General features: G+C 68.0%; 15 protein-coding genes and 1 pseudogene. 5 read left to right on the forward strand and 11 right to left on the reverse strand.

Annotated features, from left to right (window positions below; all coding sequences use genetic code 11):
- Window positions 1-27: 27 nt before the first annotated feature.
- The 7 genes and pseudogenes from ACIBJC_RS18295 to ACIBJC_RS18325 form a co-directional block, all read right to left on the reverse strand.
- Window positions 28-5,631: an amino acid adenylation domain-containing protein gene (locus ACIBJC_RS18295; RefSeq protein ID WP_399293245.1), complete on the reverse strand. Its 5,604-nt coding sequence runs from the start codon at window positions 5,629-5,631 to the stop codon at window positions 28-30.
- 288 nt (window positions 5,632-5,919) lie between these two features.
- The gene (locus tag ACIBJC_RS18300; RefSeq protein ID WP_399293247.1) at window positions 5,920-8,526 is read right to left on the reverse strand and encodes an FtsX-like permease family protein; all 2,607 of its coding nucleotides are present in this window, start codon (window positions 8,524-8,526) and stop codon (window positions 5,920-5,922) included.
- Entirely contained in the window at window positions 8,523-9,281 is a 759-nt protein-coding gene (locus ACIBJC_RS18305) for an ABC transporter ATP-binding protein (protein ID WP_399293251.1), read from the reverse strand. Before ACIBJC_RS18305 ends, ACIBJC_RS18300 begins: the two co-directional genes overlap by 4 nt.
- 272 nt (window positions 9,282-9,553) lie before the next feature.
- On the reverse strand, window positions 9,554-10,534 hold the full coding sequence (locus tag ACIBJC_RS18310) for a hypothetical protein (protein WP_399293254.1): 981 nt from the start codon (window positions 10,532-10,534) through the stop codon (window positions 9,554-9,556).
- Window positions 10,535-10,684: 150 nt separating this feature from the next.
- On the reverse strand, window positions 10,685-11,839 hold the full coding sequence (locus tag ACIBJC_RS18315; RefSeq protein WP_399293257.1) for a hypothetical protein: 1,155 nt from the start codon (window positions 11,837-11,839) through the stop codon (window positions 10,685-10,687).
- A gap of 58 nt (window positions 11,840-11,897) precedes the next feature.
- Window positions 11,898-12,842, reverse strand: coding sequence for a methyltransferase (locus ACIBJC_RS18320; RefSeq protein WP_399294223.1), 945 nt, complete (start codon window positions 12,840-12,842; stop codon window positions 11,898-11,900).
- A gap of 399 nt (window positions 12,843-13,241) precedes the next feature.
- Window positions 13,242-13,451, reverse strand: a pseudogene (locus ACIBJC_RS18325) (IS1380 family transposase); the annotation flags it as partial.
- A gap of 1,089 nt (window positions 13,452-14,540) precedes the next feature.
- On the opposite strand from ACIBJC_RS18325, the gene ACIBJC_RS18330 reads away from it, so the two are divergent.
- The 3 genes from ACIBJC_RS18330 to ACIBJC_RS18340 are packed head-to-tail and all read left to right on the forward strand — an operon-like array spanning window position 14,541 to window position 16,926.
- Window positions 14,541-15,158, forward strand: a complete 618-nt coding sequence (locus ACIBJC_RS18330) for a hypothetical protein (protein ID WP_399293260.1) — start codon at window positions 14,541-14,543, stop codon at window positions 15,156-15,158.
- A gap of 2 nt (window positions 15,159-15,160) precedes the next feature.
- Window positions 15,161-16,477, forward strand: a complete 1,317-nt coding sequence (locus ACIBJC_RS18335) for an MAB_1171c family putative transporter (protein ID WP_399293263.1) — start codon at window positions 15,161-15,163, stop codon at window positions 16,475-16,477.
- Complete coding sequence (locus tag ACIBJC_RS18340) at window positions 16,477-16,926, forward strand: NUDIX domain-containing protein (RefSeq protein ID WP_399293265.1); 450 nt, start codon at window positions 16,477-16,479, stop codon at window positions 16,924-16,926. Before ACIBJC_RS18335 ends, ACIBJC_RS18340 begins: the two co-directional genes overlap by 1 nt.
- A 25-nt stretch (window positions 16,927-16,951) precedes the next feature.
- On the opposite strand, the gene ACIBJC_RS18345 is transcribed toward ACIBJC_RS18340, so the two are convergent.
- Window positions 16,952-17,827 carry a helix-turn-helix domain-containing protein gene (locus ACIBJC_RS18345; protein ID WP_399293268.1) on the reverse strand — a complete coding sequence of 292 codons (876 nt, stop codon included), beginning with the start codon at window positions 17,825-17,827 and terminating at the stop codon, window positions 16,952-16,954.
- Window positions 17,828-18,651: 824 nt separating this feature from the next.
- Between ACIBJC_RS18345 and ACIBJC_RS18350 the strand changes: the two genes are divergently transcribed.
- The gene (locus tag ACIBJC_RS18350; protein WP_399293271.1) at window positions 18,652-19,548 is read left to right on the forward strand and encodes an ArsR/SmtB family transcription factor; all 897 of its coding nucleotides are present in this window, start codon (window positions 18,652-18,654) and stop codon (window positions 19,546-19,548) included.
- Window positions 19,549-19,629: 81 nt separating this feature from the next.
- A complete protein-coding gene (locus tag ACIBJC_RS18355) occupies window positions 19,630-19,845 on the forward strand; it encodes an MbtH family protein (RefSeq protein WP_399293274.1) in 216 nt (71 codons plus the stop codon).
- A gap of 337 nt (window positions 19,846-20,182) precedes the next feature.
- On the opposite strand, the gene ACIBJC_RS18360 is transcribed toward ACIBJC_RS18355, so the two are convergent.
- Genes ACIBJC_RS18360 through ACIBJC_RS18370 form a run of 3 tightly spaced genes read right to left on the reverse strand, consistent with a single transcriptional unit; the run spans window position 20,183 to window position 23,573 of the window.
- Complete coding sequence (locus ACIBJC_RS18360; protein WP_399293277.1) at window positions 20,183-20,770, reverse strand: flavin reductase family protein; 588 nt, start codon at window positions 20,768-20,770, stop codon at window positions 20,183-20,185.
- Window positions 20,740-21,993 (reverse strand): cation:proton antiporter, encoded by a 1,254-nt coding sequence (locus tag ACIBJC_RS18365; protein WP_399293280.1) that lies wholly within the window; start codon window positions 21,991-21,993, stop codon window positions 20,740-20,742. Before ACIBJC_RS18365 ends, ACIBJC_RS18360 begins: the two co-directional genes overlap by 31 nt.
- Window positions 21,990-23,573: a tryptophan halogenase family protein gene (locus ACIBJC_RS18370; RefSeq protein WP_399293283.1), complete on the reverse strand. Its 1,584-nt coding sequence runs from the start codon at window positions 23,571-23,573 to the stop codon at window positions 21,990-21,992. The genes ACIBJC_RS18365 and ACIBJC_RS18370 overlap by 4 nt, the downstream gene beginning before the upstream one ends.
- Between the last annotated feature and the right edge of the window lie 50 nt (window positions 23,574-23,623).

Raw genomic sequence — 23,623 nt, forward strand, 5'->3', positions numbered from 1 at the left:
CCATTCAGAGGTGCGGGTCCAGCGCGGTCAGGTCTGAACTGCGGCCGTCTCCAGCACCCGGGCCAGGATGCGGTCGTGGATGGTGGCGGCCAGAGCGGCGATCGTCGGCTCCTCGAAGACGTCCCGGGGGGTGATCTCGACGCCGAATGCGGTACGCATCCTGGCGGTGGTGCGAAGGCTGTTGATCGAGTCCCCACCGAGGGCGAAGAAGTTGTCCGCTGTGCCGACCCTTTCGATGCCCAGCACTTCCGACCAGATCCGGGCCAGCGCCTCCTCGGTCGGGTCCCTCGGGGCGACGTACTCGGCACCCGCGCCGTCCTGACGGGTCGGCGCGGGCAGCGCCGATCTGTCGAGCTTGCCGTTGTGGTTGAGCGGCATGTGCTCCAGCAGGACGATCGCGGACGGGATCATGTAGTCGGGCAGTGAGACGCCGAGGTGGCAGCGCAGCTCCTCCGCAGTCGTCGCCCGCGTCATGGGCCGGCCCACGACGTAGGCGACGAGTCGCTTGTCGCCCTTGTCGTCGGGCCACACAGACACCGCGGCCTCGGCCACCCCGTCATGGCGCAGCAGTACGTTCTCGATCTCGCCGGGCTCCACCCGGAACCCGCGGATCTTGACCTGGTCGTCGGCGCGCCCGACGAAGTCCAGCATGCCGTCGGGGCGCCATCGCACAACGTCGCCGGTCCGGTACAGCCGTGCCCCGGGAGGGCCGAACGGGTCGGCGACGAACCGCTCGGCGGTCTTGGCCCGGTTGTCCATGTAGCCCCGCGCGATGCCCACGCCGCCGACGTACAGCTCGCCCGGCACTCCGATCGGCACCGGGGACAGCCGGTCGTCGAGCACATAGGCCCGGGTGTTGGCGAGCGGCTTGCCCAGCGGCACGCTGTGGTGGCCCGCGCCCGGCTCGACCTCGAAGAGGCTCACCGTCACGCCTGCCTCGGTCGGCCCGTAGTTGTTGATCACTCGGTGGTTGCGCGCCCAGGCCTCGGCCAGCTCGGGCACGACCACGTCGCCGCCGACCCGGATGGTGTCCATCCCGGGCAGGGAACCCGCGTCGAGCGACGACAGGACGGTGATGGGGATGGATGCCGTGGTGACCTCGCCCGCGAGCATGTGCTCGACCAGGTAGGCGCCGTTGCGCGCGACGTCCGGGCGCGGCACGACCATGGTGCCGCCGGCGGCCCAGGTGGTGAACAGGTCCTGTACGCCGGTGTCGAAGCTCATGGAGCACAGCTGGAACACCCGGCTGCTCGGCGTGAGCCCGTAGGGCCCGACCACCGCGGTCACGGTGTTGTAGAGCGAGCGGTGTTCGACCATCACGCCCTTGGGCTGGCCGGTCGAGCCCGAGGTGTAGACGACGTAGGCGAGGTCGCGGGCGCTGCCCCGAAGCTCGGGGTCGGTGACCGGGTACGTGTTGATGACCGGCCGGTCCCGGTCCAGGAACACCAGGTCCGCATCGGTTCGGGGGAACCGGTCGATGCCGCGCTCATGGGCCAGCACCACGGGCGGGCGGGTCTCGGCCAGCGTGACGGCCAGCCGGTCCGCCGGGTAGTCCGGGTCCAGCGGCACGTACGCGCCGCCCGCCTTGAGGATGCCGAGGATGGCGACGAACAGGTCCAGGCTCCGTTCGATCGCGATGCCCACCAACACATCGCTGCCGACGCCCCGCTCGATGAGGTAGTGGGCCAGTTGGTTGGCCCTTGCGTCCAGCTCGGCGTAGGTCAGTCGCTGGTCGTCGAGTTCCACCGCGACCGCGTCCGGGCGCAGCCGCGCCTGCTCGGAGAACAACTCGTGTATCCGGTGCTCGATGGAGGCGGCCGTATCGGCCACCTCACCCATGACCACCCGGCGCTCGGCGGGCGAGAGGGCCGGCAGCTCGCCGAGGGTCCGCCCGGGGTCGTCGGCGAACGCCTCCAGCAGCGTCCGCAGGTATTCCGCCATGCGGCGCACGCTGTCCGCCTCGAACAGCTCCGGATCGTAGTGCAGCCGCATGGTGAGCCGGTCACCGGGGAGTACGACGACGCCGAGCGCGGCGCCCGCGCCGACCTCGGTGTCGAAGTGGCTGAGTTCCAGACCGTGCGCGGTGAACGCCCGCTCGTCGAACGGGTAGTTCTCGAAGACGATGATGCTGTCGAACAGGCTGTCCCCGGAGGAGAGGCCGCTCCACGACTGCGCCTGGGTCAGCGACACAGCCTCGAAGTCCCGGGCGCGGGCCTGGTCCTCCTGGAGCCCGGCCAGCCAGGACACCAGGCTGTGCCCGCTGTCCACCCTCGCGAGGACCGGCAGCGTGTTGACCAGCATGCCGATGACGGTGTCGATGCCCGCGAGGTCCGGTGTCCGGCCGGATACCGTGCCGCCGAAGCAGACGTCCCGGCCTCCGCTGTAGCGCGACAGCAGCAGCGCCCACGCGCCCTGCAGCAACGTGCTCATGGTCAGCTTCGTCCGCTTGGCCACCTTCCCGAGCCGTGCGGACAGCTCGGGGGCGATGTCCACCTCCACCCACTCGGTCGTGCGCGGCCGGTAGTCCGGCGCGGCCGGGCGGTCGTAGGGCAGCCGGGTCGGCACGGTGAAGTCGCCGAGCACGCCGCGCCAGTACGTCTCCACCGCGGACCGGTCCTGCTCGCCCTGCCACCGCACGTAGTCCCAGAACGGCACACGGGGTTGCGGTACCGCTCCCTCGCCGTCGCGCAGCCGCGCGTAGTCGGCGGCCACCTGGGCGAGCAGCTCGGCGCCGCTCCACCCGTCCATCACGATGTGGTGGACGGACCACAGCACGCGGACGCTGGAGTCGGTGAGCCGGATGATCGCGACCCTGGCCAGTGGTGCGGCGGCGAGGTCCGTCCCCGCTGCCCGGTCCGCGGCGCGCAGTGTGTCCCACCGCTCTCGCCGTCCGGACTCCGGCAGCTCGCGCCAGTCGTGCTGGGTCACGGGCAGGGTGGCCTCGGCGCGCACCACCTGCACCGGGTTGCTGACATCGGCCCAGACGACGGCGGTGCGCAGAACGGGAAGCCGCTCCGCCGCCCGCTGCCAGGCCCGGCGGAGAAGATCCGGTTCGTCCACGTGGTCGAGCACCAGGTCGAACTGGATCAGGTGCAGACCGGTGTCCCCGGTCATCAGCGCGTCGAAGAGCATCCCGCTCTGCATCGGAGTCAGCGGGTAGACGTCCTCGACGGTCCCGCCCTCGGCGAGGCGCTCGGTCTCGGCGGCGGTGATGTGGACGAGCGGGCCCTTTGCCGGGACGCCGGAGGGGCCGCCGTCCGCACGGGTGGCGACCTCGGCCAGTTCCTCGATGGTCGGGGTGAGGAAGAAGTCCTTGGCGGTCAGCCGAATACCGTGGAGTCGTGCCCGGGAGACGACCTTGATGGCCAGGATGGAGTCGCCGCCGACGGCGAAGAAGTTGTCGGTCACGCTCACGCGCTCGACACCGAAGACCTCGGCCCACACTTGGGCCAGCAGTAGCTCGGTGTCCGTCCGCGGCTCGACGTGGTCCGCCGTGGACAGCATGTCGGCCTGCGGCGCCGGCAGCGCGCGGCGGTCGACCTTGCCACTGTTGGACAGGGGCAGTGCGTCCATGGGGACGAACCAGGACGGAACTTCATAGCTCGGCAGTCGCGCGGACAGGGCCTCCCGCCATGCCTCGACGTCGGCCTCGTGGCCGTGTTCCGGCACCACGTAGCCGACCAGGTGCCGGACGCCACGTATCTCGTGTACGACGACCGCGGCGTCGGTGACGCCGCCGAGCGCGGTGAGCGCGGTCTCGATCTCGCCGATCTCGATCCGGAGGCCGCGGATCTTGACCTGATTGTCGGCCCGGCGCAAGTAGTCCATCGTCCCATCGGCGCGCCACCGGACGACGTCGCCGGTGCGGTAGAGCCGCTTGCCCGCCCGGAAGGGGTCGGCCACGAACCGCTCAGCGGTCAGTGCCGCCCGGCCGAAGTAGCCGCGGGCCAGGCCGTCGCCCGCAATGTACAACTCGCCCGCCGCGCCGACCGGAACCGGGCGCAGCCACGCGTCGAGCACGTACAACCGGGTGTTGTCGGTCGGCCGTCCGATCGGCACCACGCCGGAGCGCACCTGCTCCACGGACAGTTCCTGGAGCAGCGCGTAGGTGGTGGCCTCGGTCGGTCCGTAGGCGTTGACGACCAGGGTGCCGGGGCAATGCGTCATCACCCGCTCCAGCGCCTCCGCCGAGGGCGCCTCGCCGCCGGTGATCACCGTGGCCGCGCCGGCGAAGCAGTCGGGCGCCTCCTCGGCAAACAGGCGGAGCAGTGCGGAGGTGAGGAATATCGCCGTTACGCCGTGCTCGGCGATCAGCTCGCGTATGAGGGCGGGCGTCGGCTCCTGCGTCGCGACGACCATCTCACCGCCGGTCAGCAGCGGTACCCACAGCTCGTAGGTCGAGGCGTCGAAGGCGTGCGACGAGTGGAACAGGACGCGCTGGTGCGCCACGTCGCGCCAGCGGTGGTCCCACGCCAGGGCGACGACGTCAGCATGGGTGATCGCGACGCCCTTCGGGGTCCCGGTGGAACCCGAGGTGAACATGATGTACGCCAGCTGACGGGCGTCCGGAATTTGCTCGGGGTCGTGGGCAGGCTGACCCGCGGTCGTGGCCGCGTCGTCCACCACTAGCACCGGGAGGTCGGCCACGGCGGCCTTGGCCGCCATGCCCCGGTCCGTCAGCACCAGCGCGGCGTCAACATCGGCCAGCACGGAGCGGACCCGGTCCTCGGGGTAGGAAGCGTGCAGCGGGACGTAGACACCGCCGGCCTTCAGCACGGCCAGGATGGACACGACCGCGTGCAACGACCGGTCCAGCAGGAGCGCGACCCGTGACTCCGTGGCGACGCCCTCGGCGAGCAGGCGGTGGGCGAGCCGGTTGGCCCGCTCGTTCAGCTCGGCGTAGGTGAGCCGCTCATCGCCGCACAGCACGGCCGTCTTGCCCGGGGAGAGCCGTACATGCTCGGCGAAGATGTCCGGCAGGCTTCGGAGCGCTGGGAAATCGTGCCTGGTCTCGTTCCAGTCGAGGAGCATGCGGCGCAGCTCGTCGCCGGGCACCAGCCGCAGCTCGGACAGCGGTCGACCCGGTCCGTCGACCACGTCCTCCACCAGCGTGCGGAACACGTGGGCCATCCGCTCGACGGTCGCCGCGCCGAGCGCGGCGGGGTCGTGGTCGACGCACACCTCGAGGCCGCCGTCCACTTCGGCGAACCGGAGCACGACGTCGGCGACGGCGAACTCACCGGGCAGCGTCGTGGCGCCCACCGCGTCACGGACCCCGCCGAGGAGACTGCCGATCGGGAGCCTGCTGTCGACGGTCGCGTGCAGTACGACCGGCGCGCCGTCGTCCTTGGCGGACCGCCCGCGGACGGTCGCGGTCACCTCGTCCTGACCCGCGTAGACCGCGGACAGCACCTGGCCGACGGCGACCAGCGCACCGAACAGCGTGCCGCCGGCTGCTTCCGCGAGCCGCCGCAGACCCGACGTGAGCGCGCTGTCGAGCGTGAACCGGTGCGTCGCCGTGGCCTCGGCGAGCGCCACCGCCCGTGGACGGTCCATGGGAAAGCGGGTCAACGCCTGGTCGACGACCGGGTCCGATGCCGGTCCTGCTCCCGGAACCCCCTCGTGTGTCACGTGGCCTCCCTCTACGGTCTGGGCGTCACTTCCACAGCGGAAGCCGTGCCGGCCGCCAAGTCTTTCCAACGGGGCACGTCCCAGCTACGCACTTGAGCGAAGGGCGAAACAGGGCGGTCAGCAGGCGAGGTGAGTCCGGGGACCGCTGCCGCCCGCACGGAGCAGCGCCGATCATGCCGGGACCAGCCCGGATCCGGTCACTGCTCGGTCCCGGGGAGCCGATGGCGCCGCCGGATGCCCGGCGGCGCCATCGCTTGCTCCCGCGGTATCAGCGGCCCATCGGTCGGATCACTCACGCCCGCCGATCGCGTCGACCGGAGCGGGCCGTATGGCGTACTTGGTGGCCATCGCGATCGAACCCCAGGAGAGCATGACGGTGAGCGTCACGATCGCGATGAGGCCGAAGGGGGAAATGCTGGGAACAGGCGACTTCGCCAGCGAGTTGCTGATGCCGACGAGCGGCGGGATCGTCGCCAGCAGCCCGAACAGCAACGCCGAGAAGATCACGATTCTGGCCTCGCCGTTCATCATCGCGCGGATCTGCTCCCGGCCGGCGCCGATGAGTTGCAGCATGGCGAACTCGCGAACCCGCGCCGCCGTCGCCATCACCAGGGTGTTCACGACGGCGATGGCGATGTAGCCGAGAAGCAGGGTCTGGAACAGGAGGTTGAGCGCCCAGTCGCCCGAACTGCCGGACCCGGGCGCGTTCTGGAACGCCTCCCGGTCGCCCACCTCGACCGTCGGGTAGCGCTCGACGGCATTCCGCAGCGCGCCGTCGAGCGTCTTCGAATCGGTTCCGACCTCGGCCCTGATCAGCACCGTGCTGTTGACCTGCGATGTCGTGTGCGCGACGACGAGGTCGTTGGGGAGGGTGACGTCCCCGAAGCCCAGGCCCCTCTCGTAGATCGCCACCACCCGTGGCTTGATCACCGTGCCGTCGCCGAGCCGCAGGTCGACCGTTTCCCCGCGGTGCGCCCGGACGGTCTCCGCGACGACCCGGCTCAGCGCCACCGTCCCGTCCTTCAGCTTCGCGACGTCACCCTCGATCACCTCGAGGTCCATGGTGTCGGAGAGCCGTTCGGGCGCGACACCCTGGGCTCCGAAGACCTTCGTCGCGGTGCTGTCCTCGGACGGAAACGTCAACAGCACCCGCATCCGCGCGACCGGCGTCACCACGGCGACCCCGGGCGCGCCGCGCACGGCGTCCACGGCCTGCGGGGACACTCCGGCGCCGGACGACGCGGTCAGCACGCGGTCGGCCCGCAGGCCGTCCTCAAACTGCTCCTGCGACGCCGCGATCGTCGTGGAAGCGCCGAACACCTGCACGGCGGCCAGCGTCACTCCCATGGCCAGCGGCGTGGCGGCGGTACTGAGCCGCCGTACGCCGGCCCGCGCGTTGGCATGGGCGAGGAAACCGTGCGCCCTGGACCGCCGGTTCAGGACGGAGCCGAACAGCAGGATGGCGCCTCTGAGCAGCAAGGGCCCGACGCACCCGAGCGCCACGACGAACAACAGGACCGCGGCGGCCGCGGTGTCGGCCACCGAGTCGCCCGAGACCGCGACATCGCTCACGGTCAGCAGCAGGCCGAGCGGGATGAGCAGGAAGCCGATGCTCAACCGGATCCAGCCGAGCTTCTTGGGCTCGATGGCGGCGTCCCCGAGCGCCTCGACCGGGCTGGTTTTGGCCACCCGGCGCGCGACCAGCCAGCCGCCGAGGCGGGCGCTGACCATACATAGCACCAGCGAGGCGAGGAAGGGAAGCCACCCCACTTCCATCTGGAAGTCCGGCGGCATCGCGTCGGCGAAGATGAACACGCCGCGCATCACGAAGGCGAGCACGATGCCGGGGATCGCGCCGACCAGGGCACCCGCCAACGACACCAGGGTCATCTCGGCGCCGATCATCCAGTGGATCTGCTTGGGCGTCGCGCCGATGGCGCGCAGCAGAGCCAGTTCCCGCCTGCGCTGCTGCACCGACAGCCCGAGAGTGGTCGCCACCACGAACACCACGATCAGCACCATGGTGCCGCCGAACGACGCCGACGACTCGACCACCAGGCTGCGGGCATCGCCCACGTCCAGGAACTCCACGTCGCCGCGTTCGGTGCCGGTGCGTGCCACCACATGTGGTACGGCGGCCGTGATCCGCTCGGCCAGCGCCTCCGGGGTGACGCCGGGTTCGGCGCGCACACCGATGGCGTCCACCCGGCCCGGACGGCCCGACAGTCCCGTCGCCCGGTCATCGGTGAAGAACACCGCGGACTGCCGGTCCAGCCCGCCCTTCGGCGGGTCGGCGATGCCCACCACACGGTAGGTCGAGGGTATCGAGCCGACCACGATCCGTACCTTCGAGCCGACCGACAGGTCCGCGCGCCGGGCAAGGTCCGCGTCGAGTACGACTTCGTCGGACGCGGAGGGCGCACTGCCCTCACGTACCGAGAAGGGCCCGAGTGACGCGCCGGACCAGCCGTGCCCGAACACCGGGAAACCGTCCGGGCCGCCCGTCTCCTCGCCGTCCTGGTTCAGCACGCTGACGTCGATGTCGACGTCGCCGACGGCGGACTTGACACCGGGCACGGCGGCCACGGCGTCGACCTTCTCGGCCGGCAGCGTGACACGCTCGCTGTAGCGGACCTCTGCGCTCTCGTCCAGCCAGTACGACTGCTCCCCGCCGATGGCTACCGCCGTGCCCGAGTACCGCTCAGGCACCACACCGGTGTTGAGCCCGGACATCAGCAGGATCCCGCAGGCGGTGATCACCGCCGAGCCCGCGGCGATCGCGACGAAGGAGCCGATGAACCCCCCCTTGCGCCCCTTGATCGTGCTCCACGCAAGCGACAGGTCCTTGCGGTACGGCACCACGAGGCGGACCAGTCGTCGAATGAGGCGGATCACCACTCGCCCAGGTGCGTCATGCGCGACGCGACCTGCTCCGATGTGGGGCTTCGCATCTCGCCGGCAAGCCTGCCGTCGGCCAGGAACACCACCGAGTCGGCGTACGAGGCGGCGACCGGGTCGTGGGTGACCATCAGCACCGTCTGCCCCATGTTGTCCACGACCTGTCGCAACAGTTCCAGGACCTGTTTGCTGGACCGGGAGTCCAGCGCTCCGGTCGGCTCGTCCGCGACCACGGCGTCGGGCCGGGTGATCAGCGCGCGGGCGACCGCGACTCGCTGCTGCTGACCGCCGGAGAGCTCGCTCGGACGCCGCTTGAGGTGCTCACCGAGGCCGACCGCGGTGAGCACCTCGCGCAGGAACACACGGTCGGTCTTCCGGTCCGCGAGTCGCAGCGGAAGCGAGACGTTCTCCTCGACTGTCAGTGATGACAGCAAATTGTAGGCCTGGAAGATGAAGCCGATCCGCTCCCGGCGTACCTCGGTGAGCTGGATCTCGTCAAGGTTCGACAACTCGACGTCACCCAGCCAAACGGAACCCGAAGTTGGCCGATCCAAGCCTGCCGCGCAATTGAGAAATGTGCTCTTACCTGAACCGGAAGGTCCCATTACGGCGGTGAAGGTGCCGCGCCGCAGTTCGATGCTCACGGCATCCAGGGCCTGCACCGGGCTCTTTGCCGAGCCATACACTTTGGATACCGAATCTAATCGAATCGACCCGTCAACTGGTGTGGCGCTGCGCGCAGTTCGAAACATGGCAGGAGCCTACCCAGGCCGTGCCGCCACCTGCCACCCTCCCCCGCCATGGGGTAGTCGAAACCGCCAGAACAGGACATCGGAAATTCAGGGATCGCAGAAGCCCCACACGACTTTCATGGAGAGTTCGAAGGGCACTCCGGAGACAGGCCGGCTATTCGAACCGTTCGAACCGCCTACCGAACCCCGGAATCCTGGATATGCAGTCTTGTCGAGGCCTTCAGGCGGAGAGCCGGCAGCCCTATTCGGCGAGGAGTTGCCGGCTTCGGGTGTCAGACGCAGTCGTACTGCGCGGGTGTGGAGGCATCGGTCCCGATGAGAGTCTTCTCGTCGGTGCTGATCGCCTTGAGTGTGAAGTAGTCCGAGACCCCGGACAACGGGTCGGCAACCACACCGTCACGCCACAGGACAGCCCGCGGAGTCGATTTGACGAACCCCACGCCGCCCACGGTTCCCGCACCACCGATGGCCTTTGCCGAGATGGCGCCGTTCCTGATCGTCCGGACCAGCGAACCCTGATCATTCCATTCGGCCGCAGCGTAACTCGTGTCATTGTCCATGCTGCCGACAACGCGCCCGTCCCGGATCGCCCACGGAGTGCCCATGCCGTTGGGGCCTTGCGCGGCGAGCGTGTGCCACTGACCGCTGGTGTCCGTGACGAATCCCTCCGTGTCGGTGTACCCGATGATCCTGCCTTGCTCGTCGATGTCGGTGGCCGTGAGACTCCTGGTTTCGGGGACGGCCAGTTCGCGGTAGGTTCCCGGGGCGCTCGCCGGCCACACCACCAGGATGAGCTTCGACCCGACCGAAGCGGTCCCGGCGATGTCACCGGCGTTGTTGATCGCGTCGGCCGACGAGTGGTCCCAGGACGGATCCATCGGCAGCGCAGCCGTCGTCCCGGTGCGGGTCACCGTCACGCCTTTGAGCGTGCCGTCGAAGCGGCCGTTGCCCGCGATGAGGCCCGCCGCGTTGACGTCCACCGGCGTGATCGAGGGCAGCCGCAACACGACCTTTCCGTTGTCCCACAGCGTCCCCTGCTTCGTCTTGTAGTCGTACGGCCAGGTGGGGGACCGCGTTCCGGTGACGCCGACTCCGTATCGCCCGCCGTCGCTCGCGTACAGCGTGCCGCGATCGGTGGTGGGCGGCAGTTCCCACACCGTCTTCTGCCATACACAGGCCGCCGCCTGACTCGTGCCGACCGGCACCAGTCCGAGTGCCGCTGTGAGCGTCGCCGCAGCGAGCACGCTTCTCATTCGTCCGTTGAACAACGGTATGACCCTTTCTGTCAAGGAATGCATTTTTTTGATAGCGGAGCCTGAAGGACTCGCCGTGGCACGTGAGGCAGGTGGAGGGAGAACGGAAGAACAGCCAGGCGCGGCAGCTTCGACGTCCGATCCGGTCGATCAACGGAACGCGAACCCCAGAAGATCGATCCCGGGCGCGGTGGTGATGGGTTCAGGGATCAAGTTGTCCTTGTGGACGAACCGCTTCAGGTAACCGGCACCTTCGGTTCCGCCGGATCCCTTGACCCCGGGCAGGTAGCGACGGCCGAATCCGTAGTGTCTGCCGCGCCAGGTCAGCAGCCTGCGTTCGACCCCGGCGAGTGCCTCGGTCAGCGCCGGATCGCCCGACCTGAGTACCACGTCGCGCAACGGACGCACCGAGCGCAGCGGCGGCAGGGTCAGTTCACGCAGGTGATCGAACTTCGAGTACGCCTCGATCTTGCGCGCGTCGTAGCCGTACACCGCCAGTTCCATCATGTGGTAGTTCAGCGACTGGACGGCGCTGGCCTCACCGGTGGCGTCGCGGAAGTTCAGGAACAAGTCCGGGGTCAGCGTCTGCAGCATGTGGAATATGTGGCTGGGCAACTCCACGTAGTGGGCGAGCTGCGCCATCAGCGCGTGCGCCTGGCCGTCGCCGCGCCCGATCGACGTCCGCGCCCTCACTGCGAAGTAGCGGATCAAGTAGAAGGCCAGCTCACACGCCTGAACCGAGCGCAGGAAGACGTTCTCGTGATGGTCGCCCGAGGCGAGGAAACCGGAGCAACGGGTCAGCACACGCGCCTGCCAGCACGCCAGCCCGTCGCCACGCGCCCGGTCGATCACCTCGGCTGCCGTCGTGCCACCGTCGGTCTCCACGCGCAGCCGCCCGATCTGCTCGCGCAGCTCGTCCAGCCTGCGTAACCGCTCCTCGGTGTGATCGGCCACCGTCAGCCGGGGAGCCGCACGCCGCTCGACCGCGTCCAGGTCGGCCAGCGTCGCCTCCAGCGCCAGCACGGCACCGGCTACGGGTTCGGTCGGATGCAGGTCGAGGAACCACGAGTAGACGTGCAGGTTGGAGTAGCGGTAATACTCGGGGATGGGTTCCCGGCTGAACGTCCGGGTCAACAGCCGCATCACCTCGCTCCCGGCTCTGCGGTCCGCGTACGTCTCTTCGTAGAGCTTGGCCAGCAGCGCGTGCTCATCCCCGGTCAGCGCACTTCGGCCCGCCCTCTGTTGAAGCTGTATGACCTCGTCGCACCGTCCCGGGAATTGCAAGGACGCCAGTCCTGTCTCCATCTGTCCTCCAGGGCTGCGCTCGGAGCCACGGGTCGCCATCGAGCCGTGGCATGACGTTTCATCTCTTGAGACCGACGACCAACTGCTTGTCCTGCGAAGTCCGATGCACCTCGCAGTCACCGAACCCCGCGCTCTCCAGCAGGCCTACGTACTCGGCCGCGGTCCTGTGCCGGCCCTTCGCCTCGACGTGCATCGACAGGTTCATCACGGCAGTGGGCAGCGGACCGCGGCGGTCGTCGTCGAACAGGCGGTCCATGATCAGGACTCGGCCGCCGTCGGCGCACGCGCGATGCGCCTTGCGCAGCAACTCCAGGCCGATCTCGTCGGTCCAGCCGGAGAGGATGTAGCCGAACGCGACGCACTCGGTCGGCGGGAACTCGTCCTGGTGGAAGTCGCCGGCGGCGAAGTCCAGCCTGCCCTGCAGGCCGTACCGCTCGACGGTGTCAGCCACATAAGGGCCGACCTCGGGCAGCTCGAACACCGTGGCGCTCAGGCCAGGGGTCGCTTCCAGCGCGGCCACGCAGAACGGCCCGCTCGCACCACCGATGTCCACCAGATGCCGGACCTCGGCCAGCCCGGCCATGGGTACCAGTTCGCGGGAGACGCCGTAGGTGAGCTGCCACATGGCCTCCAGGAACTCCTCGGTGAGCTTCGGAGTCCTGTACATGACGTCGAACGGGGCAGGCAGGGCGGCGTCCACGGCCGACTTCCCGGCCGTCAGGTAGCTGTCCAGCTGCGGCAGCCGACCGAGGGTGCTGTTCATCACATGACTGAGGAAGCCGCCGACCGAGCGTGAACTCTTGGGGTCGAGGAAGGGCGCCATCTCCGCGGAGATGCGGTACGCACCGTGCTCGTTCTGCTCGATGACGCCGAAGGAGTCGAGGAGGATCAACAGCCGGTCAAGGGTCTCCTCGTCGAGCCCGAGTTCACTGGCGATCTTGCCGGTGGGCGCCTCCTCGACAATGAGGAAACCGAAAACACCGTGCTTGCCCGCCAAATGCACTGCGGTTGTCGCATACACGCCGTACATCGCTTTTTCCAACGCGCTGGGTAGCATTACTCAATCTCCACATCGTTTCCTTGTGCGGTTACGCAGTCGCGGCTCGAGCCGATGTGCGCCCGTTTCCCGGGTCGCACGGGAGACTGACGCGAAGACGGCAGAAGTACGCGATCACGACTGGGCAGTACGGCCTTCTTGGCTTCCGCGAGTGGAGGCTATGCGCGGGCAGCGAGGCCCTCAAGGAAGTTGCTTTGTGGTTCAAGGATCGAGGCAGCCTCGCACGGAGGGCATCGACGAGAGTTTCCCCATACGAAGCATTCGCTCCGCGGAAAGAGTTTTACTCCTACGGCAAACAGCGAGGCAGCGAGGCCGCTCCGGACTGCTGACCGGGCAACGCACATCGAGCACCCCGTATGGATCCGCCACCCAGGCGCCGTCGCGGATCTCGCCGTGCGCCTCGGCGGCCGGGGCCAAGGCCGACGCAGGGACCTTCCGCACGCGGCTGCGGATCACTTCGGTGATCACCCTGCCGACCGAGTGGGACGGCCGGCGCCCGCGCCGGGCGAGCCGGGCGACGAAGTCGTGGGTGCCGCCCGCGGAGTCGGTGCGGATCGACGGTCACCCTCCCGTCCGGGCCACCCGAACCTCACCCTCACCGGCGTCGGCAGCAGCCGCCCCTCCCCTGCTCGTCGCCGGTGGCCATGAAGGCGACGATGCCGCACGGCAGGTGGCGCTCCCGGCTCATGCTGCCTCGGCCTGGGACTCGACGGCGGGACACCACCCGTTCAGCGCCGTCTTCAGGGGGGGTGTCACGACTCCTGACAGACCCGGCCGGCATGCCGAGGGTGCTGCCGCATGGTCCACGGGGTCCGCCATGCCCCGCCGGTTTGCGTCCGGTCCCGTGGGGCCGTTGCGGCCGTACCGGTATGGGCGACGCCTCGGGCGAGGGCGGTGTGGCGGCGCTGGGTGCGATTGTCGGCCAGCGCGCGCTCGACGGCCCACTCCGGCCGATGAGCGTGACGCCGTCGCGGGCGCAGGTGCCGGGGTGGAGAGCAGGTTGCGCTGGAGCAGCATCACTCCGGCGGCGCTGACCCTGAGGACGTCGCGACAACGCCTGAGACGGAGAAGTGGGCGGCGCCGAGGACGGATGCAAAACAAGTGCACAGCGGCAGAACATTCGAACGCGCCATCGATAGAGGCAGATTTGCGCCAATCTCATTGTCAAGGTCCACACCGGCGTTCAGACAGTGATTGGATCGCCTACGATCACCGAGTTAACCACCCACGCGTTTCGCGACCACCCGGCCGACCAGCAATGCAGGTGACGTGCTACTGCCGCACGAGCGCATCTCGCACCATGGTTTTTCTCATGATCGACATGGGGGCTACAGGCATGTCATTTCGGACGACGGAAAGTGTCGCCCAGATGAACTTGAGGCGACAGCAATTTCCATCCATCACCCATCGCAAGGGCGCCTGTCGGGTTGACCGCAGGACGGCATCAGGGCCTTTACTGCAGCAACATTTGGCGCCTCAGCTCGATTTGGTCGCATTTCTTGCCATGAGCGTGACTGCCACTTCCATGGTTCCCTTTCGCGGCTCTTCGAAAACGTCCGTTCCCCTGCCGCCGACCGCTACCTGGACACGCCATCGGCTCCACGTTCCATTTCTTTTCGGACATGAGGCCGAGGGGAGCCATGGGTGATGAAGCGGACTGGGCGGCGATGCCCCGGCTCGGACCTCACGAACAGCGCACTCGACCAGTTGCGAGCCCGCCGCAAACGGCGCGTTCTGCGGCATGAGACCGAGCGGCTGGTGGCCTCCATGCCGATCCCGCGGCCCTTCGATCTTGATCATTTTGTTGCGAATATCGAGCAGGCCCGCGGTCGGCGCATCGTCCTGCAGCCGATGCCGGCCCACCTCGCCAACCTCACCGGCTTCTGCGGCCTCTGGATCAAGCACGACACCCGGCCCCTCGACCTGATCCTTCATGTCCAGGGCGGTTCCCCCTCGCACGAGCGCCAGATCAAAGTGCACGAGCTCGTCCACGTCTGGGCGGAGGACGCTACCGGCGTCGGCGGCACCGACGAGGTCCTGCGAGACCTCACACCGGCGCGAGTCGAGCAGTTGGTAGCCACCGGCCAAGCTGCCGGACGGCGCCGCTACGACACCGCGATCGAGAAGCGCACCGAGGACGCGGCCGCCCTCATCAGCCAGCGAGCCGACAACCCCGACCTCATCGAGGACTCCGTAGCCCGTCGCCTCGCCGAAGACTTCGCCTACCCGTTCGGTAGCGATACCCCGGTACGGAATAGGTAGCCATGACCGTGACCGATGCGTTCGCCTGCGCGATCGCAGGCCTTCTCCTCGTCCAGGCGGCCCTGAGAGCCAAGTCCGCCTGGAGCGGGCGCCGTCGCGAGCGCTCACTGTGGGGTGCGTTCGCCGCGCTCGCGGTGAGCTGGTTGTGCCGGACATCGACGGTCAACGATCTCCTGGACGCGACGGGCATCTACGATCTCGGCTTCCTGGTCAAGCACGCCACGGCGATCGTCGGGATCTGTGTGCTGTTGCGCTACGTCACCGCGGTCTACGCGGACGCCGGCCACGCCGCAGGTGCGCGGCGTAGCGCACGCTTGTCCGCCGTCGTCCACCGGATCGCCACGCGCGCCTCGTTCGGCACGATCGCCGTCATGACGGCCGCCTTCATCTTCCTGCTGAACCCGCCGGACACCAACACCCTGTTTTTCCTGGAGCGCCACGAGGGAGATCTGGGTCTGCCGATCTACATGGGTCTCTTCTACCTCTACATGGGTGCAGCCGCCGCGGTCTGCGCCGTCCAGTGGGGCGGCGCAGCCCGAGTGACCCCGGTTCGATCGATTCGTATCGGCATGATCCTCATGTCCTGCGCGATGGTCCTGGCCGTGGTGTACGTGCTGCTGCGCATCGCCTTCGTCCTGACGATCACCGTGACGACGGTGTCCGACGGCACCAGCCAGGCCCAGGAGACACTCACCGACTCCCTGCTCTACCTGTTCTCACTGCTCTGGGGGATCGGCGCCATCGCGCCCGCCGGCCGAGCGGGCTCCGAGCGGTACCGGGCGGCCCGCAACCTCCTCTCGCTGCACCCGCTCTGGAGGGAGTTGGCGATGGCCGCACCTGACGTCGTCCGTCACAGGCCCAGCCGGCTCTTCGCGCGTCTGCCGTTCGTCGGCCAGTCCCTCGACACCTTCCGCGACGTGTTCGCGAGCCCTGACGCTTCCTTGCCCGTGCGTGTCAACCGCTACACGGTCGACATCCGCGACGTGATCTTCGAACTGCAGCGACGAGCCCCGGCAGACCTTGCCGAGAAGGCCCGCGACCACACGCAGAGCCTGCCGGACGGCCTCCACGACACCGAGATCCGGACCGAGGCGCTGTGGCTCCGCGCTGCCCTGCTGTGCGGGAGCCCTGCGATACACGGCAATTCGGCCACTCCGGCACCGTACCCCTTCGGCCCCGGCACCGACCCACGGCACGAAGTGCCGCACCTGCGGGCCGTGGCCGCGGCGTACAGGGGCATCCGCAACTCCGAAGCCCGCACGCTGCTGGCGATGACCAGTGCAAACCACGCCTGCTCTCCAGACGCGAGGAGCCACTGATGAACGCCAGTTCCGCTCGACCAACCATGTCTGCGGGGGCCGTCCTCACCAATGGCCAGGGCGAGTACCTCATCGTCAAGCCCGGATACAGGAAAGGCTGGAACCTGCCCGGCGGCGGAGTCGACGAGGGCGAGACGCCCCGGCAGGCATGTACGCGTGAGCTCAAGGAGGAACTCTGCATCGACCGCACGCCCGGGCGCCTCCTGCTGTCCGCCTACGTGCATACTGCCGACGGACCGCACATCTACTGGGTGTTCGACGGCGGAACACTTACCGCTGAGCAGCAGAAGGCGATTGTGCTGCAAGAAAGCGAACTCACAGCATTCCGCTTCAGCGCACCCGGCGAGATCACTCCGGGCGAGATCCCGCCGTCACGCAGGCCCCTGTGGGACGCGGCGATCGGCGCGCTCACGGACGGCAGTACGGCCCATGTCGAGGTAGTGGGCTAGGAGATGCCGACGGTGGGGGTGCCTGCTACGTCGGCATGTCATCCGCATCCGAGCCGAGGATCTCCGCCATGGTGTCGCTGATAAAGTCCCGGAGCTGATCCCGTGCTTCCTGTGAAATCTCCCTCTCTCCGCCGCGCGCGGCCATCACCGTGTACTGGCTGCGAACGGCGCGCGCCGAGGCGACCAGGCGGTCGATCTCCGGATCACTGCTACGGAAGAACACCGGGGGGACGTCGAAAGCCAGAGCCAGGGCATCGAGAACGTCATCCGGGGCAGTCGGCAGCGTACCTATTCGCAACTCCCTGACCAGGTCCTCCGTCAGCAGGACCCTGCCACTTTTCCGATTGCCGGCCGAGGCGAGGTCCGCGTCCGAGGGCACAGCCCCATCGTGGTTCTCCGTCTGCAGGTACTTGATCTTCTCGGCAACAGTATTGACGACCTGTGACGATGACGTCTTCGTCACCGGCTTCACGGCCGGCACCTCCTGGCTGAACGATCGCCTCTGTGCGGCCAGTAATTCAGCGCGGGTGACGTTGTAGGCGGCTGCCAGCGCCGTCACTGCCTCATCGGACAGTGCTCGCTTTCCCTGTTCGGCTGCGCGGATCGGCATCGGCGACGCGGTGTTGGTGCAGCGCGTGGTGTCCGACTGCCTCATGCCGGCGTCGCAGCGCAGATCGGCGAGGTTGGGTGGCTCCAGCCGCGGAAAGAGTGCGTCGAGTTCAACCCCGACCATCGCGGCGATCGCCGGCAAGCGTTCCTGCGGCGGCGTTGCCAGCTGGTTCTCCCAGCGGTAGACGGCGTTCGTCTTGACGTTCAGGCCTGCGGCCAGATCGGACTGCGACAGGCGCTTGACCACACGGCAGTCGCGCAGCTTGCTCCCGTCGAAGACGCGTTCGGGCACGAGTGCTCCACAGAGTTGGCGGGTTAGACACTTTAACCACTTGATCGGATCGAAGGAAGGCGATAAATTCACCTTTCAGCGATTGGCGGTCGGACCCGGCCACCGAGGGTCTCGAGGTCATGTGACGACCGCCGACGTACGCAGTCCCGAAGGTTATGTCGACGGCACCAGCATTGCCTTTTCATGTGCGTCCACGTGCCCGACCAGACACATGCGGGACATCACCAGCACCGTCACGAAGAGGTTGCCTCAACCATGGCCGGGACCGCATCAGAGGCTCCAAGGATGTCAGTACAGCTCAATCAACGGGGGTGTCGCATCTGAGATCGAGTGGGTGAACACGGGAGCGGGCAGTGCCTCGGGCCTGTGCTGCGGCCTCACTTCCCGAGCGGCCGATCGAGGCCGGTCGGAAGCGGTCACCACCTCGGAGGTGTGATGCGGTACAGAGACCCGCAAAGGCGGAGTCGGCCCGACACCGCCGCCGAGCGCGAAACGATCAGATTCTCTCACCAACTCAAAGATCCTCGACTGCAGTACTGATGAGGCTTCGCCCGAGCCGGACGAGCCACGTCCGGGTGGTGCGCGTTCGCCACGCGCTGCTGCCGTGACGACTTGACTCGATCATGCATCGTTTCGACAACCTAGCAGGCTAGTGGAGGTCTACTCGGACCAGCTTGAGACTTGACCACGATGTGTGCTAAGCGCGGGCGGCCTCCCGCGCAATTCTTCAGTCGGGCGCGTGCCGTAGCCCGACGGATCGTGGTGACGTGCCGAGGTGCCGAGGTGCCACTCGCCAGCATTGACACGCACAGGGGGACAGAGACTTGAGAATCCACTTCACGGTTGACGATGTCGCGCAGTTGAGCATGATTTCCTCGTTAGGGCCCGTCGTCGAAAGCGCATTTGCGCTGAAACAGTTAGGCAGGCAAGGCAGTCCCGCCTTCCGCGGCTGGCGCAAAGGAGTCCGGGAGCAGCTCGGCACCCGCATCGCCGCGATCGAGCAGCTCGCCGACCGGTGCAGCATCGACGAGTTACTGCCGTTGCTCAAACTCTACTCAAGCGGCAATTCCGGCATCGGGGTCGACGAACGTACCCGTCAGCAGGTGCGAGCTACTTTGTTCGAGTTCTGCCAGGTGGCCGTGTTGCCGCACTGGCGGGAGATGCACGGTCACATGGAATCGGTGCGGGACGCGTGCGGCCGGATCGGCATCGCCAACGGTATGCACGCCCTGCTGGACAACCTCCATCCGAAGCTGAACTGGAAGCCGCCGGTCCTGGAGATGGCGGGGGAACCGGACCACGATGTGTACCTCAACGGGCGTGGGATCGTGCTGTGCCCGTCGCTGTTCATGGTCGGCAAGGCCTGCATGATCCTGGAAGACGCCCTGGAGATCGGGGTACCTGTCCTGGTCTTCTCCGTGCCTGTGGACACCGCGGTCGAGACGGAGTTCTGGGGTCACAACAAGGGTGGCGAGCAGGCGTTGAGCGCCCTGGTCGGGCACACGCGCGCCGCCGCGCTCCAAATGCTCTCGGAGAGCTGCACCACGAGTGAGCTCTCACAACGGCTGAACATCTCGCTGGCCGGCGCCAGCAAACACGCCACGGTGCTGCGTAAGGCGGGACTGGTCACGACGGCCCGTAAGCGCAACACGGCGCTCCACTCCCTGACGCCCCTCGGCGTAGCGCTGCTGCGGCAGCGGCATGCGTCCAAGGTGTCGTGAGCACGGCGAAAGCCTGAGAACTCGGATCGAGCCGCCGTTCCGCAACGGGCTCGACCACAACCTACGAAGGGGAAGCAAACCATGAGCGTCAACCCATTCGAGAACCCGGACGGCACCTACCTCGTGCTGATCAACGACGAGGACCAGCACTCCCTTTGGCCGTCCTTCGCCGAGGTCCCCGCGGGCTGGACAGTCGCCCTGCCCGAGACCGACCGGCAGTCGGCGCTCGACTACGTCGAGGCGAACTGGACCGACATGCGGCCCAAGAGCCTCACGGCGGTGATGGACCGGCGCTGAGCGGGCCCACGCCCCACGGCCCCGGCTACGGGCCCACAGCAGTCATCGAGAGCCTGCCTCTCCGGTGGAGACCGGAGAGGCAGGCTCTCCCGTTTCGATGGGGTGTCACCCGGTATAGCTAGCGATACCGGTCTTTTACAACCAGGACTACAGGCGCGGCCCAGGGGTACGTGCTTCACTTGAGGCACAGCACACGGGAGTCCCCGGTGGTCGGATCGTCCCCCGTCCCGACCGACCGGTTGCGTGTTCCCCAACGGCACGGGGCCCACGCGAAAGACGGTCCGTGCGGAGTCACACCTTCGGTGACCCGCACGGACCGCTCACCCCCAGAACCAGTTCAACGAACCTGCCAGGACGAGTACTCCCTGAGTCCGTACAACAGCGGAGACCGGCTGTCCGCCGCCTCTGTCGCCGGGTGGACCACACGGAACACCTCGCCGAACACCACCGTGTGGTCACCGATCCGGACCATCCGGGTGATCCGGCAGTCGGCGATCGCGTGGGCATCGTCGGACAGGTGCGGACCGGCTGCTTCCGAGTCGGCCGACCAACGCAACAGGTCGAACCGATGAGGGGTTCCGGAGGCGAACAGATCCGCCGTCGCCCTGGCACGGGCGTGCAGCAGGTTCACCGCGAAGGCGGAGCGACGCGACATCGCCGCCAGAGTGGGACTCCCCTCACGGAGGCACACGAGCAGTGTCGGCGGATCAACCGCCACGCTGCACACCGACGAGCACGTCATTCCCCACGGCTGCCCGTCGAGGTCCGATGTGGTCACGATGGACACACCGCTGGGGAACGTCGACATCAGAGAACGGAACTGCGTGGGGGCGACCGCCGTCATCGTGGTAGAGCTTCCCATGGCACCGCCCTCCGGTCCGGAATCCATCATCGTCACCTGCTGCCTTCCTCTACCAGGGCCCATGTTTTCCAGCGGCGCGCCGCACGCCGTTCGAGCAGGCTGTAGCACGGTCCGGTCATCGCCGTGGTCACCAGCGCCATGACCACCAGCGCGAGAAACACCGGCGCGGTCAGGATCCCGGCGCTGTAACCCGCCTGAAGTACCACCAGTTCGGTCAGGCCTCGGGTGTTGACCAGCACCCCGACGCGCACCGCGTCCGACGCCGGCGCACCGCCGAGTCTGGCCCCGAGGTACCCTCCGCCCACCTTTCCGGCGATGCCCAACGCAGTGGCGAGCACGATCGCGAACCACGGCGTCGCGCCGAACTGCCCGGAGAACACGGTGATCCCGGTGACCACGAAGAAGACCGGCACCAGCAGGCGGCCGGCCCGGCTCACCCAGTGCACTGCTCCGTGCCACCCGTCGACGGGGATGGCGAATCCGACCAGCAGGGCTCCGAAGATCTCGGCCACCCCCAGTTCCTGGAACGCCCAGGAACTCACCAGTCCAGCGGCACCGATCAAGACGGCCGTGACCTGGCTGAAGCGTGCCCGGAACGCCGTCACGGCGCCGGTACGCAGCAGCCGCCCGAGGAAGAAGATCACCAGCAGCCCGCCGGCCACCACCATGGCGAGCCGTGGCAGGCCCCCCGACCCGCCCGCAGCCAGTCCGAGCGCGAGCGCGAGCAACAGCCAGGCGACGACGTCGATGATCACGGCAACGGTCATCGAGAGCTTGCCGACCGGGGTGTCGAGCAGCTCCTGCTCTTCGAGGATGCGCGCGAGCACCGGCACGGCGGTCACCGACAACGAGACCGCGAGCAGCATCACCAGCGCCGGGGTGGGCGCGGTGCCGCGCAGCTCGGGATCGGCCAGCACCGCCAAGGCGAACGCGCAGCCCGCCAGGAGCGGGACGATCAAGGCGCCCGCGGTGGTCCAGCCGATCAGCTGCCCGCGAGCTGGTGCACTCGTGCGGCGCAGCTCGTGCGCGACCCCGATGAGGAACAGCACCAGCCCGACGTGTCCGATGGTGCGAAGCGTGCCGATCGTCTCCTCGGACAGCAGCGTCCGCTCACCACCGAAGGCGAGCAGGGCCGGACCGATCGCGAGCCCGAAGGCGATCTCTGTGACGACGGTGGGCTGCCGCGCCAGGCGGCCCACCGCGCGGCCGACGAACGCGACCAGGAGCACGGCCAGCAGCGCGAGCGCCACCTGGCCGGTCCTGGCCGCGAACTCAGCGGCGTTCATCGCGCCGAGCCCGCCTTCCGCCGCGCCGCCGGAAGACCGTGCAAGTGGGCGAAGTACTCGTACTGGCTGGGCATCTTCTCGACAAGCGCGGCCGCCTGCTCGGCCACCAGCTGGAATTCCCGGTCCGCCGCGGTGCCGTCGAGTTTGCCCAGTACGGGCAGCGGCTGCACCGGCAGCCCGCCCAGACCGAGGATGATCGCGCGGTAGGAGTACGACTCGAATCCGTGGTAGTGCGGGTAGATCGAGTCCTGGTCGGGCAGCTTCACCTTCCACTGCTCCAGGCGCTCGGCCAGGCCGTCGGGAATCTCCCGGGTCTTGGTGTCCTTCCAGTACTGGTTGTCGGCGCGGCCCGAGGCGTACCAGTGCAGGACCATGAACTCCCGCAGGCCGTCCATCACGTGTGCGGCCTGCCGGTTGTAGGTGTTGCGGAGCTGGTCGTCGGTCGCCTCGTGGCCCCCGGGGAAGTTCTTGACCAACTGCTCGATGCCGTTCTGGATGATGAAGATGCCGGTGGACTCCAGCGGCTCGACGAACCCGTTGGACAGGCCGATCGCCACGCAGTTCTTCACCCAGGCGCGCTCGCTGCGTCCGATACGCATGCGGATGTGGTTGGCGGTGGCGTTCTCCGCCGCCGGGCCGACGAACTCACGCAGTGTGCGCTCGGCCTCGTCCGGGGTGGCGTACTCGCTGGCGTACACGTAGCCGGTGCCGAGCCGCTCGAACAGCGGGATCGACCAGATCCAGCCCGCCTCCTGCGCGATCGCGGTGGTGGCCGGCCGTATACCGCGCTCGGCCATGTCCACCGGGACGCGCAGCGCCACCGCGCTGTCGTTGGGCAGGTGGTTCTGGAACGAGATGAACGGCTCGTCGAGCGCCTTGTTCACCAGCATGCTGCGGAAGCCCGTGCAGTCGACGAAGAGGTCGCCGTGGATGTCACCCTGCTCGCGGGTGCGGACGTGATCGATCGCGCCCTGGTCGTCCAGCACGACGTCCACCACATCGTCGAGTACGTGCCGCACCCCGCGTTCCACGCCGAAGCGGGTCAGGAACTTCGACAGCAGCGTCGCATCGAAGTGGTATGCGTAGGGGAACTGGGTGTTCTGCTCGCTCAGCGTGGTGCGGTATTCCTCACCACGCTCGAACGTGCTGTCGAAGAGCGAATTGTCCAGGTAGCGCGGCGAGCTCTGCGCGTCACACATGGAGGCAATGAGGAAGGAGTCCTTGTCGAACCGCTCGGTCGGCTTCTTCTGCACCCACCAGTCGGTGAGCGGGAAGCCGTCCACGACACGGGTGCGCTCGAAGGGGTGGTAGAAGGTGTGGCCCGGCTCGCGCCAGTCCTCGAACCGGACGGCCAGCTTGTAGGTGGCATGGCATTCCGGCATCCATTCGTGCTCTTCCACACCCAGGTAGTTGAAGAAGTGACGGATAGTGCTGAAGGTGGCCTCTCCCACGCCGATCGCGGGCACATTCTTCGATTCGACCAGCGTTACCGAAACCCGGTCGCCGAATGCCGCTTTCAGGTAGGAAGCCGTCATCCAGCCCGCTGTCCCGCCACCGACGATTACCACGCTGCTAGCCATGTAGGCCCCTTTGTCCATTGCTGACGAACGTGTCCGGTCGAGCCTCTCCG

The organism is Streptomyces sp. NPDC050509 (assembly GCF_044457965.1).
GTDB lineage: Bacteria > Actinomycetota > Actinomycetes > Streptomycetales > Streptomycetaceae > Streptomyces.

Coding starts and splice junctions, on each gene's coding strand:
- ACIBJC_RS18305 (WP_399293251.1), bottom strand. CDS start 9,281: ATGTTTCGAACTGCGCGCAGCGCCACACCAGTTGACGGGTCGATTCGA.
- ACIBJC_RS18310 (WP_399293254.1), bottom strand. CDS start 10,534: ATGAGAAGCGTGCTCGCTGCGGCGACGCTCACAGCGGCACTCGGACTG.
- ACIBJC_RS18315 (WP_399293257.1), bottom strand. CDS start 11,839: ATGGAGACAGGACTGGCGTCCTTGCAATTCCCGGGACGGTGCGACGAG.
- ACIBJC_RS18335 (WP_399293263.1), top strand. CDS start 15,161: ATGACCGTGACCGATGCGTTCGCCTGCGCGATCGCAGGCCTTCTCCTC.
- ACIBJC_RS18340 (WP_399293265.1), top strand. CDS start 16,477: ATGAACGCCAGTTCCGCTCGACCAACCATGTCTGCGGGGGCCGTCCTC.
- ACIBJC_RS18355 (WP_399293274.1), top strand. CDS start 19,630: ATGAGCGTCAACCCATTCGAGAACCCGGACGGCACCTACCTCGTGCTG.
- ACIBJC_RS18360 (WP_399293277.1), bottom strand. CDS start 20,770: ATGGGCCCTGGTAGAGGAAGGCAGCAGGTGACGATGATGGATTCCGGA.
- ACIBJC_RS18365 (WP_399293280.1), bottom strand. CDS start 21,993: ATGAACGCCGCTGAGTTCGCGGCCAGGACCGGCCAGGTGGCGCTCGCG.
- ACIBJC_RS18370 (WP_399293283.1), bottom strand. CDS start 23,573: ATGGCTAGCAGCGTGGTAATCGTCGGTGGCGGGACAGCGGGCTGGATG.